Origin of the sequence: Marinitoga sp. 1137, from assembly GCF_001941525.1 — a bacterium.
Lineage (GTDB): Bacteria > Thermotogota > Thermotogae > Petrotogales > Petrotogaceae > Marinitoga > Marinitoga piezophila.
The window spans coordinates 518356-530472 of sequence record NZ_CP009471.1; the positions used below are offsets into that span (position 1 = coordinate 518356).

The 12117-nt window shown below is 32.1% G+C and carries 14 protein-coding genes; 9 read left to right on the top strand and 5 right to left on the bottom strand.

Features of this window, described 5'->3' with window-relative positions; all coding sequences use genetic code 11:
* Positions 1–2 precede the first annotated feature (2 nt).
* Positions 3–776 carry a TIGR00266 family protein gene (locus LN42_RS02625; protein ID WP_014295981.1) on the top strand — a complete coding sequence of 258 codons (774 nt, stop codon included), beginning with the start codon at positions 3–5 and terminating at the stop codon, positions 774–776.
* 14 nt (positions 777–790) lie between these two features.
* A complete protein-coding gene (locus LN42_RS02630; RefSeq protein ID WP_014295982.1) occupies positions 791–1555 on the top strand; it encodes an exodeoxyribonuclease III in 765 nt (254 codons plus the stop codon).
* A gap of 32 nt (positions 1556–1587) precedes the next feature.
* Here the strand turns inward: LN42_RS02630 and LN42_RS02635 are convergent, their stop codons facing one another.
* Genes LN42_RS02635 through LN42_RS02655 form a run of 5 tightly spaced genes read right to left on the bottom strand, consistent with a single transcriptional unit; the run spans position 1588 to position 6511 of the window.
* On the bottom strand, positions 1588–2463 hold the full coding sequence (locus tag LN42_RS02635; protein WP_014295983.1) for a DMT family transporter: 876 nt from the start codon (positions 2461–2463) through the stop codon (positions 1588–1590).
* 18 nt (positions 2464–2481) lie between these two features.
* Complete coding sequence (gene queA, locus LN42_RS02640; RefSeq protein WP_014295984.1) at positions 2482–3516, bottom strand: tRNA preQ1(34) S-adenosylmethionine ribosyltransferase-isomerase QueA; 1035 nt, start codon at positions 3514–3516, stop codon at positions 2482–2484.
* An 18-nt stretch (positions 3517–3534) separates the two neighbouring features.
* Positions 3535–4614 carry a redox-regulated ATPase YchF gene (gene ychF / locus LN42_RS02645; RefSeq protein ID WP_014295985.1) on the bottom strand — a complete coding sequence of 360 codons (1080 nt, stop codon included), beginning with the start codon at positions 4612–4614 and terminating at the stop codon, positions 3535–3537.
* Positions 4611–5000, bottom strand: coding sequence for a tRNA (adenosine(37)-N6)-threonylcarbamoyltransferase complex ATPase subunit type 1 TsaE (tsaE, locus tag LN42_RS02650; protein WP_050899148.1), 390 nt, complete (start codon positions 4998–5000; stop codon positions 4611–4613). The genes ychF and tsaE overlap by 4 nt, the downstream gene beginning before the upstream one ends.
* 38 nt (positions 5001–5038) lie before the next feature.
* A complete protein-coding gene (locus tag LN42_RS02655; protein WP_075780299.1) occupies positions 5039–6511 on the bottom strand; it encodes a glycerol kinase GlpK in 1473 nt (490 codons plus the stop codon).
* 304 nt (positions 6512–6815) lie between these two features.
* Here LN42_RS02655 and LN42_RS02660 point away from each other — a divergent pair, with 304 nt between their 5' ends.
* The 7 genes from LN42_RS02660 to LN42_RS02690 are packed head-to-tail and all read left to right on the top strand — an operon-like array spanning position 6816 to position 12112.
* Positions 6816–7469, top strand: coding sequence for a CoA transferase subunit A (locus tag LN42_RS02660; RefSeq protein WP_014295988.1), 654 nt, complete (start codon positions 6816–6818; stop codon positions 7467–7469).
* A complete protein-coding gene (locus LN42_RS02665) occupies positions 7469–8119 on the top strand; it encodes a 3-oxoacid CoA-transferase subunit B (RefSeq protein ID WP_014295989.1) in 651 nt (216 codons plus the stop codon). The genes LN42_RS02660 and LN42_RS02665 overlap by 1 nt, the downstream gene beginning before the upstream one ends.
* Before the next feature lie 3 nt (positions 8120–8122).
* Positions 8123–8524, top strand: coding sequence for a hotdog domain-containing protein (locus LN42_RS02670; RefSeq protein WP_014295990.1), 402 nt, complete (start codon positions 8123–8125; stop codon positions 8522–8524).
* Complete coding sequence (locus tag LN42_RS02675) at positions 8517–9335, top strand: 3-keto-5-aminohexanoate cleavage protein (protein ID WP_075780300.1); 819 nt, start codon at positions 8517–8519, stop codon at positions 9333–9335. Before LN42_RS02670 ends, LN42_RS02675 begins: the two co-directional genes overlap by 8 nt.
* Before the next feature lie 13 nt (positions 9336–9348).
* A complete protein-coding gene (locus tag LN42_RS02680) occupies positions 9349–10383 on the top strand; it encodes a zinc-binding dehydrogenase (RefSeq protein ID WP_014295992.1) in 1035 nt (344 codons plus the stop codon).
* Between the two features lie 35 nt (positions 10384–10418).
* On the top strand, positions 10419–11708 hold the full coding sequence (gene ablA, locus LN42_RS02685; protein WP_014295993.1) for a lysine 2,3-aminomutase: 1290 nt from the start codon (positions 10419–10421) through the stop codon (positions 11706–11708).
* Positions 11705–12112, top strand: a complete 408-nt coding sequence (locus tag LN42_RS02690; RefSeq protein ID WP_014295994.1) for a MaoC family dehydratase — start codon at positions 11705–11707, stop codon at positions 12110–12112. Before ablA ends, LN42_RS02690 begins: the two co-directional genes overlap by 4 nt.
* The last annotated feature ends 5 nt before the right edge of the window (positions 12113–12117 follow it).

Genomic DNA, 12117 nt, shown 5'->3' on the forward strand with positions numbered 1-12117 from the left:
TTATGGCTGATGTTATTGATTATAAAATTTATGGTGATGATATGCAGATTGTTGAAATTGAATTGGATCCGGGGGAAGGAGTTCGAGCTGAAGCAGGTGCAATGATGTATATGGAACCTGGTATAGAAATGCAGACAAAGGCAACAGGAGGAATTTTCGGCGGATTAAAAAGAATGTTAGTTGGTGAAAGCTTTTTTATAACCAATTTTTTAAATACCGGACATTCAAAATCTCACGTTGCTTTTGGAGCGCCTTATCCAGGAAAGGTTATTCCTATTGATTTGACAAAATTTGGAGGAGAATTTATATGTCAAAAGGATAGTTATCTTTGTTCTGCAGCAGGAATAGATATTGAAATTACATTTACTAAAAAAATTGGTGCAGGTCTTTTTGGGGGTGAAGGTTTTATTCTCGAAAGGCTTGTAGGCGATGGCCTTGCTTTTGTACATGCTGGTGGAACTATTATAGAAAGGCAATTAATGCCTGGTGAAACCTTAAGAGTTGATACTGGTTGTATTGTTGGATTTTCCAATACTGTAGATTATGATATTCAATTTGTTGGTGGATTTGTCAATGCTTTATTTGGCGGAGAAGGTATTTTCTTAACTCATTTAACTGGACCTGGAACCGTTTATTTACAGAGTTTACCATTCTCGCGATTGGCTGATAGGATTTACTCTGCAGCTAATTTTTCAAATAGAGGCGAAACAAAAGGTATTGATGGAATAGGCGGTAACCTCTTAGGAGGATTATTTGGGGGAGACACCAGATTTTAAAGGAGAGACTAAAGATGAAGATATTATCCTGGAATGTTAATGGAATTAGAGCAGCTATAAAAAAGGGATTTTTAGATTTTCTTGATAAGGAAAATCCTGATATTTTATGCGTTCAGGAAACTAAAGCGCGAGAAGAGCAATTAACAAAAAAGTTTTTAACTTACGGTGATTGGAAAAAATATTTTGTTTCTGCTGAAAAGAAGGGATATAGTGGTGTTGCAACATTTACAAAAATTAAACCTAAAAATGTTTTAAAAGGTTTAGGTAATGAAATGTTTGATTCTGAAGGTAGAACATTAATTACTGAATATGATAATTTTTCCTTATTTAATATCTATTTTCCAAATGGAAAAGCTCGTGAAGAAAGGCTACAATATAAAATGGATTTTTATTATTATCTTTTAGAATTTCTTGAAGATTATAAAAAGAAACAACCAAATATAATTATTTGTGGAGATGTTAATACTGCACATAAAGAAATAGACCTTGCAAGACCAAAAGAAAATGAAAATACTTCGGGATTCTTACCAATTGAAAGAGAATGGATTGATAAACTGCTTGAAAGTGGATTTGTTGATACCTTTAGAATGTTCAATAAAGAACCTGGAAATTACACCTGGTGGGATTATAAAACAAGGGCAAGGGAAAGAAATGTAGGCTGGAGAATAGATTATTTTTTTGTTAGTACTTCTTTAAAAGAAAAGGTTAAAGATGCTTTTATATTATCAGAAATTATGGGTTCTGACCATTGTCCAATAGGTATTGAAATTGATATATAATAATGTTAAATGGTGCAGATTTTCTGCACCATTTAATCTTTTATTTCTGCTATATAATTTCCTGCTAATACAAGAGATGCACCTATTAATGTATAAAAATTTGGATAATTTTTTAATAATACTGCATCGGCAATAACAGTAACTATTGGTATAAAAAATATTCCATTTGTTGTTGTTTTAGCTCCGGCAAGCCTAATGGCTTTATTCCACCATATATATCCAAGGGCTGTACAGAATATACCGAGATACAAGAATGCTGTTATTACTACTGGATCTAACCATAATTCAAATGCTGGACATGTGCCTGCACTTTTTAATTCATAAAGAGAAAATGGTATAAAAAATAACATTCCGTAATAATTCAAATCTCTTGTAATTGCCAGATTATCGTGATGATGCAATTTTTCTATAAATACAGTGTATAAAATCCAGCTAAATGCTGCACCAAACATTAATAAATCTCCAAGTGGATTTAATTTTAAAACAAATCTTCCGTTAAGCACAATTAATGCAACACCAAAAAATGCCAGTAATGTTCCAAAATATCGAATTTTATGTGAAAAGCTTTTTCTTAGTATATCTGAAAATAATAGATATATTACCGGTGTAGCCGAAATAATGAGAGAACCATTTGTTGCTGTGGTATATTGCAAAGCTGAATTTTCAAATAAGAAATATGCTGTAACTCCAAAAAAACCTGATAAAAGCATATAAACATATTCTTTTTTTTCATATTTTATTTTAGTTTTTATAAATAATACAAGTATTAAACTTGAAAGAAAAAATCTCAAAAATGCTGCTGTTATCGGTGGAACGGTATTAACTATTATTTTCGTTGCTACAAAAGAAATCCCCCAGAATATTACAGTGATCCACATATAAATTAAACCCCTGGTTTTATTTTTCAATTTATCACCCTCTGAATATCAATATATGAACATTGAATCACCAAATGAAAAGAATCTATATTTTTCTTCAACAGCCTTTTTATATGCTTCCATTATAAAATCATATCCTCCAAATGCTGCAACAAGCATTAAAAGTGTGGATTTTGGTAAATGAAAATTGGTTATCAATGCATCTATTAATTTAAATTCATATGGCGGATATATAAATATATCCGTAGTCCCCATATAGGATTCCTGTTCTGGAAGTTGTGCTATTGTTTCAAGTGTTCTAACCACAGTAGTTCCTACACTGATTATTCTTCCTTTATTTTGTCTATATTCACGTATTTTTTTCATTGTTTCTGCTGGAACTTCATAATACTCCTCATGCATTTCATGTTCTTCTATATTATCCACTTTTACAGGCCTAAATGTACCAAGACCAACATGAAGAGTTACTTCAGCAAATTCAATTCCTTTTTCTTTTATCTTATTTAATAATTCCTTTGTAAAATGCAACCCTGCTGTTGGTGCCGCAACAGCTCCCTGAATTTTCGCATATTCTGTTTGATACCTTTCACCTGGAACATCAGTGCTTTTTATATATGGTGGCAAAGGCATATTTCCAACTCTTTCAATTTCTTCCCATACATCTTTATCAGATGTAAAATGAATAATTCTTGAACCATCGCTATTATGTTCTATTATTTTAGCATATAGATGGTCAGAAAATTTTATTTCTGCACCTTTTTTTAATTTTGAACCGGGTTTAACAAGTGCTTTCCATGTATTTTCTTCGTGTGTTTTCTCGAGCAATAATACTTCAACCTTTGCACCTGTTGTTTTCCGACCATATAATCTTGCTGGAATTACTTTTGTATTGTTTAATACCATTAAATCTCCAGGTTTTAAGTAATCAATTATATTTCTAAAAATTTTATGTTCTATAGTTCTGATATTTCTATTTAATACCATTAACCTTGAAGAATCTCTTGGTTCTGCTGGTTTTTGAGCTATATATTCCTCAGGCAAATGATAATCAAAATCTTCTACTTTGTATAATGGTTTTCTCATTTCTCCCTCCATAAACACTTAAGCATTTGCTCTTATGGTTAATATTTCTCCATCTTCTACAATTTCTTCTTTACCAGCTAATCTCCATAATCCTGCTTTTTTCACTTCATCTTCGCTTCCTAGTCTTATTAAATCATCGTAGTGCATTACTTCTGCTTTTACAAAACCTTTTTCAAGATCTGAATGTATTTTACCTGCTGCTCTTTTCATTGTAGTTCCTTTATTAATTGTCCATGCTCTTACTTCATCTTCACCAACTGTAAAGAATGTGATTAAACCTAAATGATCATATACTGTTTTAGACAACCTATCGATTCCTGGTCTTTCAATTCCCAATTCTTCCATAAATTCTTTTCTTTCTTCTTCGTCTAATTCTATGAGGTCTGCTTCGGTTTTACCACATATTTCAATATATGCAAAATTTTCTTCCTTACATGTTTTCATTAATTCTTCTTTTCCTGGATAATTCTTTTCCATCAATTGATTTTCATCAACATTTACAACTACGATTATTGGTTTTAATGTAAATAATGCAAGAGAGCTTATTAATTTTTTATCTTCATCTGATAATTCAACCTTTGATGCAAATTTTCCATCTTCAAGTACAGGTTTAATCTCTTCCAATATTTTTACCTGTCTCTCTTCCTCTTTGGTAGGTTTCTTCTTTTTATTTTGTTCTATTAATCTTGATAATCTATTTTCAACTACTTCAAGATCTCTAATTATCATTTCCGTTTTTAATGTATCAAGCTGATCTAAAGGTGTTTCTGAACCTTCTGGAAATGGAACTGAATCATTTTCAAATGCCCTAATAACAAGTATAATTGCATCAACAGTTTGTATCATCTGTAAGATTCTATTTTTTTCTTTTCTATCGGCTGAAGGATTATAACTTGGAATATCTATAAAGTTCAATGTTGCATATACTGTTTTTTTAGGATTATACATTTCTGTAAGTTTTTCAATCCTTTCGTCTCTAACATTAGCAATTCTTTCTTCTGCATCTTGCTTATATGTTCCGTCATATGGTTTATTTGTCAATAACGAGAATATTGTTGTTTTTCCTGTCATAGGTAACCCTAAAATTCCTATCTTCATTGTAATTCCTCCTTTATTTTTTCAAATGTTTTTTCGTATTTTTCTCCAACATATGATATTTCTATATCTCTATATTCTATATTTTCATTGTAATATAATTGTATTTTTAGATATTCGTCAGGCATATAATATTCTAATCTTTCAGGCCATTCTATTAAATATATTCCGTCAGAATCATCGAATAAACCTACATAAGGTATTTCCTCTGGATCAGATAACCTGTATAAATCCGCATGATATATTTTTACAGAATTTTCATATATTCTAACTAACGCAAAAGTGGGTGATGTAACGTTTATCTCTTCATCACCTAAATAACTTCTGATAAATCCTTTGGTAAAAGTAGTTTTTCCTGTACCTAAATCTCCATATAAAAGGATATTCATTCCAGGAAATGTATATTCTGCTATTACTCTTGCTATTTCTAAAAGTTTATGTTCGTTGATTTTATCCAGCCTTTTGATCTTAATACTGCCTCCTTCCAGATATAATAATCCCTTTCTAATTTTTCATTCTCTTCTGGCATTATCTTTATACCTGAAAATTGCAAATTTTTTATTTCATTAATAGAAAGATTTTCTGAACCAATTGCTGCCATAAATGCTGCACCTAATGCTGTTATCTCCTGAAATTCTGGAACAAATATCTCTGCATTTAACAAATCACTTTGTATTTTCATCAATAATTTATTTTTTGTAGCTCCACCATCAACATTCATTTTTTTAATCTTTGTCCATACTGCTTCCTGCATTGAGTCTATAACATCTCTAACACTAAAAGCTACTGATTCCAAAGCAGCCCTGATTATATTTTCTTTTTTAGTACCTCTGGTTAACCCTATTATTAAACCTCTTGCATCTGCATCCCAATATGGTGTTCCAAGACCACTTAATGCTGGAACAATATAAACTCCTCCGTTGTCATTATCAAGAGAATATTTTTCAAGATCAGGATAATCATCTATAATCTCTATATCTTTTAACCATTTAAAGAATGCACCAACGGTAAATATACTTCCTTCAAGAGAATAAATAGTTTCATCTTTAATTTTCCAACCAATTGAAGTTAATAATCCTGGATGTGGTTTGGGTGGGGTATTACCTGAATTCATTAATACAAAAGCACCTGTTCCATAAGTACATTTTGAATCACCAATTTCAAATGCTCTTTGTCCAAATAATGCAGATTGCTGGTCACCAATCATTCCATAAATTTTTGGGCCAAATTTCGTTTCAATTCCACCTTCAATAGCTGTATTAACCAACTGAGGCAGAATATCTTTTTTAATACCAAATGTGTTTAATATTTCATCATCCCAATCTAATGTATGTATATTTAACAATTGCGTTCTGGAAGCATTTGAAAGATCACTAATATGTTTTCCAGAAAGTTTAAATGCCAACCAGGATTCTATTGTTCCCACTTTTAAATTTCCATTTTCATATGCTTCTTTAACTGCTGGAACATTTTCTATCATCCACACTATTTTTGAACCTGAAAAATATGGATCCTTTACCAATCCTGTTTTCCTCTTTACTTCATTCCAGAATGATGCAGAATATCTATTAATTAATTCATCTGTCCTCCTACATTGCCATACTATTGCTCGAGTTAAAGCTTTTCCTTTATTTTTATCCCAGGCTACAACAGTTTCCCTTTGATTTGTAATTCCAATCCCAATTATTTCATTCCAGGATATATTGTTCTTTTCTAAAACTTCTAACATTGTTTCTTCAGTTTTTTGATACAATTCTTCAGCATCCTGCTCTACCCATCCAGGTTTTGGATAATACATATTTATTTCTTTTTGAGAAAAGTCTATAAGGTTAAATTTTTCATCAAACAATAACGTTCTTGTACTGCTTGTTCCCTCATCAATTGCAAGATAGTAAGCCATTTTTCTCCCCCCTAAAAAATTATGATTTTTATAATTTAATTATAACACAATCTCTTCATATTTTATTTACTTTATGAAAACTCTGCTTCTTTTTTCACAATGTTCTAAAAAAATTTTTTATTTAGCTATAGTTCTATGTAACAATTTGTGAAAGTGAGAAAAGATTCATTTCACATAATTAAGAATGATTTAAGACTATTAATAATGATTATTTAGTTGAAACTATATTTTTATCTGTTTGTAAAAACTGATATAATATGAATGAAATATTTTTCATCGAAATTTAAAAAAAGAGGTGATTCAGTTGAAAGTTGTTAAGGCGGAAGAGGCCATTAAAGTTATTAATGATGGCGATTCAATTATGATTGGAGGATTCTTAACAATTGGAACTCCAGAAACGCTTATAGACGAAATTATTAAGCAAAAGAAAAAAGATTTAACAATTATCTGTAATGACACATCCTTTGAAACAAAAGGAATCGGAAGACTTATATACAACAAACTTGCTAAAAAGGTTGTAACTTCACACATTGGAACAAATAAAGAAACACAGAGACAGATGATTGAAAAAGAACTTGAAGTTGAACTTGTTCCTCAGGGAACATTAATAGAACAGATAAGAGCAGGTGGAGTTGGTCTTGGCGGCATTCTTACCCCTACAGGTATTGGAACTATTGTTGAAGAAGGAAAGCAAATAATAGAAATTGATGGAAAAAAATATATTCTTGAAAAGGCAATAAGAGCAAAGGTTGCACTTGTTAAAGCCAAAAAAGCTGATCATCTTGGAAACCTTACATTTTCATTTACTGCAAGTAATTTTAACCCTATAATTGCAATGGCAGCAGATACTGTAATTGTTGAAGTAGATGAATTGGTTCCAGTAGGTACAATTACACCTGAAGAAGTGCAATTCCCTGGAGCACTTGTTGATTATGTTGTAATAAGGGGGAGAGAATAATGAATGCAAAAGAAAGAATTGCTAAAAGAGTAGCAAAAGAATTTAAACCAGGAAATATAGTAAATCTTGGAATTGGATTACCAACATTAGTTGCTAATTACGTTCCAAAAGATATGAATATATTCTTTCATGGAGAAAACGGTGTATTAGGAATTGGATCTGAAGTACCAGAAGAAATTGCAAATCCTGATTTGACAAATGCTGGCGCAAAATATATTGATACCTTACCAGGTGCAATGGTGTTTGATACAGCATTTTCATTTGCCTTAATTAGAGGAGGTCATCTCGATTTCACTGTTTTAGGAGGATTACAGGTTGATGAAGAAGGTCATTTAGCAAACTGGATGGTTCCAGGAAAATTAATTCCAGGTATGGGTGGAGCGATGGATCTTGTTACTGGAGCTAAAAAGGTTATAGTAGCTATGACTCATACAGCAAAAGGAAAACCTAAAATAGTAAAAAAATGCGATCTCCCTCTTACTTCAGTTAGAAGAGTAAATTTAATAGTTACTGAATATGCTGTAATAGAGCCTGTTGATAATGGTTTATTATTAAAAGAAATTGCTCCAGATATTACATTAGAAGAATTAAAAGAAATAACTGATGCTGAACTTATAATTCCAGAAGATTTAAAAACGATGGAGGTTTAAAATATGGGTGAAAAAGTAATGATAAGAGTAAGAATGAGTTTACATGATGCACATTATGGTGGAAATCTTGTTGATGGCGCGAGAATTTTACAACTCTTTGGAGATGTGGCAACAGAACTTTTAATAAGACACGATGGAGATGAAGGATTATTTAAAGCATATGACAATATAGAATTTATAGCTCCTGTATATGCAGGTGATTATATAGAAGCAGTTGGAGAAATAGTAAAGGTTGGAAATACATCAAGAAAAATGGTGTTTGAAGCAAGAAAGGTAATTGCTCCAAGACCAGATATCTCTGATTCAGCTGCAGATTATCTTGAAGAGCCTATAGTTGTTTGTAGAGCAAGTGGTACATGTGTAGTACCAAAAGACAAACAAAGGAAGGGAAAAGAAAATGGATAAATTGATAATCACAGTTGCTTTAACAGGTGCAGAGGTTACAAAAGAACAACAGCCAAATCTCCCTGTTACACCTGATGAAATTGCAGAAGCTGCTTATGAATGTTATCTTGCAGGAGCATCAATTGCCCACGTTCATGCAAGAGATGAAGATGGAAAACCCACACAATCCTATGAAGTATATAAAGAAATAAAGGAAAAAATAGAAGCAAAATGCAATATGATTTTTCAACCATCTACTGGGGGAGCGGTATATCATACTTTCGAACAAAGAAAACAACCACTTGAATTAAATCCAGAAATGGCAACCCTTTCTGCTGGAACAACAAATTTTGGTGAAGATGTATTTATGAATACGCAGGAATACATGGAAAAATTTGCAGCAGAAATGAAGGAAAGAGGAATAAAACCGGAAATAGAAGTGTTCGAAAGAGGTCATATTGCAAATGCGTTGAGATTGGTAAAAAAGGGTCTGCTAGATATGCCTATCCATTTTGATTTTGTTATGGGGGTTCCTGGAGCTATACCTGGAGATATTGAGGATTTGGTATATCTTGTTAGCCGAATCCCGCAGGGAAGCACATGGACAGTTGCTGGAATAGGGAGATACGAACTTCCACTTGCCGTTCATGCAATATTAATGGGGGGACATGTAAGAGTTGGATTTGAAGATAATATCTACTATAAAAAAGGAGAATTGGCAAAATCCAATGCTCAATTAGTAGAAAGAATTGTAAGATTGGCAAAAGAATTGGGGAGAGAAGTAGCAACACCAGATGAAGCAAGAGAAATTTTAAATATAAAAAGAAAATAATGGAGGGAAAATAATGAAAAAAGGTTGTCCATTTGGTACACACAGAGTTATAGAACCAAAAGGATTATTACCACAAGCAGCTAAAAAAATTGATAACACAATGGAAATTTATTCTAATGAAATATTGATTGATGTAATTACATTAAATATCGATTCAGCAAGCTTTACTCAAATCAAAGAAGCATGTGATCATGATGTAGAAAAAATGGAAAAGATGATTCTTGACATAGTAAATGAAAGAGGAAAAATGCAAAATCCAGTTACAGGTTCTGGTGGAATGCTAATTGGTATAGTTAAAGAAATTGGACCTGATTTTCCAGACAAAAAATTAAAGGTTGGAGATAAAATCGCTACACTTGTATCTTTATCCTTAACACCATTAAAGATTGAAAAAATCAAAAAGATTAACATAGAAAATGACCAGGTTGATATTGAAGGACAGGCAATATTATTTGAAACTGGATTATATGCAGTATTGCCAGAAGATATACCAGAAAAATTAGCTCTTGCAGCATTAGATGTTGCTGGAGCACCAGCACAGGTAAACAAGCTCGTAAATGAAGGAGATACTGTTTGTATTATCGGTGGTGGAGGAAAATCAGGGGTATTGTGTTCATATCAGGCTATGAAAAATGCTGGTAATACTGGAAAAGTTATAGTTGTAGAATATTCAGAAGAGAATGCCAAAAGAATTAAAGATATGAACCTTGCACATGAAGTAATTGTTGCAGATGCTACAAAACCTGTAGACATATATGAAAAAGTATTAGATGTAACAGGAGGAAAATATTGTGATATCACAATAAATAACGTAAATGTACCAAATACCGAAATGTCATCAATATTAATAACAAAAGATGAAGGTACAGTTTATTTCTTCTCTATGGCAACATCATTTACAAAAGCCGCACTTGGTGCTGAAGGTGTTGGAAAAGATATAACAATGATTATAGGAAACGGATATACAAAAGGACATGCTGAATTAACCCTTGATATTTTAAGGGAATCAAAGGAAATTAGAGAACTGTTTGAAAAATTATATATTTAAATATCAAAAAAGAAGAAAAGAAAGGAGACGTTAAAATGGCTAAAAGGCGACATTATACAGAAATACCATTATGGAAAGATGTAACGGAAGAGGAATGGAATGATTGGCACTGGCAAATGAGAAACAGAATAACAGACGTTGATACATTAAAACAGGTAATAAACCTAACTCCCGATGAAGAAGAAGGAATAAGAAATGCATTAAAAACATTAAGAATGGCAATTACACCATATTATGCGTCATTAATGGACCCAGATGATCCAAAATGTCCAATAAGAAGACAGGCAGTACCAACATCTAAAGAATTGGTAAAAAGCATGTGGGATATGGTTGATCCTCTTCATGAAGATGAAGATTCACCTGCACCTGGATTGACACATAGATATCCTGATAGAGTACTTTTCTTAATTACAGATATGTGTTCAATGTATTGTAGACACTGTACAAGAAGAAGATTTGCTGGACAAACAGATGCACATAAAAGTATGGATGATATTAACGCAGCAATTGAATATATAAGAAATACACCACAGGTAAGAGATGTATTATTATCTGGTGGAGATGCTTTAATGGTTGGGGTACCAATGCTTGAATACATCATTAGTGAACTTAGAAAGATACCTCATGTCGAAATTATAAGAATTGGGTCAAGAACACCTGTTGTATTCCCACAGATAATTACAGATGAATTGGTAAATATGTTAAAGAAATACCATCCAATATGGTTAAACACACATTTCAATCATCCAAAAGAAATTACACCAGAATCAACTGAAGCAGTTAGAAAACTTGTAGATGCAGGTATTCCTGTTGGAAATCAGACAGTATTATTAAGAGGTGTAAACGATAGCAGATATATCATGATGGCATTAATGCATGAATTGGTAAAAATAAGAGTAAGACCTTACTACATCTATCAATGTGACCTTTCACAGGGAATAGAACACTTCAGAACATCTGTTGCCAAAGGTCTTGAAATAATGGAATCATTAATAGGACATACTTCTGGATTCGCAGTTCCATCATTTGTTGTTGACGCACCAGGTGGCGGAGGTAAGATTAGATTAATGCCAAACTATCTTATTTCTCAAACAGATCATACAGTTATCCTGAGAAATTATGAAGGCGTAATTACAACATATCATGAACCAGAAGATACTTCAACAGATGTAGATGATTCAGAATATAGAGAAAAATATAAATGGTACGGTGTAGCGGGATTATTTGATAATAAAGAAAGAATCAGTCTTGAACCAAGCCATCTTGAAAGACATGAAAGAGCTAAATTGAGGGAAAAATATGAACATTTGGGTGATAAAAAATGAAGTATGATGAAATAAAATTAGGTCAGATATATGAAGTAAAAAGGAAAATAACAGCACATATGGTTGAAACCTTTGCCGAGATCACAGGGGATAAAAACCCTGTGCATCTCGATGAAGAATATGCAAGCAAAACAATATTTAAAAAGAGAATCGCACATGGAATTTTAAGTGTAGGTTTAATTTCAGCTGTTTTGGGAATGGAATTTCCAGGCCCTGGAACAATATATATGAAGCAGGATACAAAATTTTTAAAACCTATATATATCGATGAAGAAATCACAATAAAAATAACAGTAAAAGAAAAAATAGAAGCAAAATCAAGGCTATTGCTTACAACTCAAATTTTCAATGAAAATGGTGATATTGCTGTAGATGGAGAAGCACTTGTATTATTTAAAAATTAATAAGG

What these genes read in the sequence shown, in the direction of transcription:
- LN42_RS02665 (WP_014295989.1), top strand. Translation starts at nt 7,469, where the DNA reads ATGAATGCAAAAGAAAGAATTGCTAAAAGAGTAGCAAAAGAATTTAAA.
- LN42_RS02630 (WP_014295982.1), top strand. Translation starts at nt 791, where the DNA reads ATGAAGATATTATCCTGGAATGTTAATGGAATTAGAGCAGCTATAAAA.
- LN42_RS02625 (WP_014295981.1), top strand. Translation starts at nt 3, where the DNA reads ATGGCTGATGTTATTGATTATAAAATTTATGGTGATGATATGCAGATT.
- LN42_RS02655 (WP_075780299.1), bottom strand. Translation starts at nt 6,511, where the DNA reads ATGGCTTACTATCTTGCAATTGATGAGGGAACAAGCAGTACAAGAACG.
- queA (WP_014295984.1), bottom strand. Translation starts at nt 3,516, where the DNA reads ATGAGAAAACCATTATACAAAGTAGAAGATTTTGATTATCATTTGCCT.
- LN42_RS02670 (WP_014295990.1), top strand. Translation starts at nt 8,123, where the DNA reads ATGGGTGAAAAAGTAATGATAAGAGTAAGAATGAGTTTACATGATGCA.
- LN42_RS02675 (WP_075780300.1), top strand. Translation starts at nt 8,517, where the DNA reads ATGGATAAATTGATAATCACAGTTGCTTTAACAGGTGCAGAGGTTACA.
- LN42_RS02680 (WP_014295992.1), top strand. Translation starts at nt 9,349, where the DNA reads ATGAAAAAAGGTTGTCCATTTGGTACACACAGAGTTATAGAACCAAAA.
- ablA (WP_014295993.1), top strand. Translation starts at nt 10,419, where the DNA reads ATGGCTAAAAGGCGACATTATACAGAAATACCATTATGGAAAGATGTA.
- LN42_RS02690 (WP_014295994.1), top strand. Translation starts at nt 11,705, where the DNA reads ATGAAGTATGATGAAATAAAATTAGGTCAGATATATGAAGTAAAAAGG.
- tsaE (WP_050899148.1), bottom strand. Translation starts at nt 5,000, where the DNA reads ATGAATATCCTTTTATATGGAGATTTAGGTACAGGAAAAACTACTTTT.
- ychF (WP_014295985.1), bottom strand. Translation starts at nt 4,614, where the DNA reads ATGAAGATAGGAATTTTAGGGTTACCTATGACAGGAAAAACAACAATA.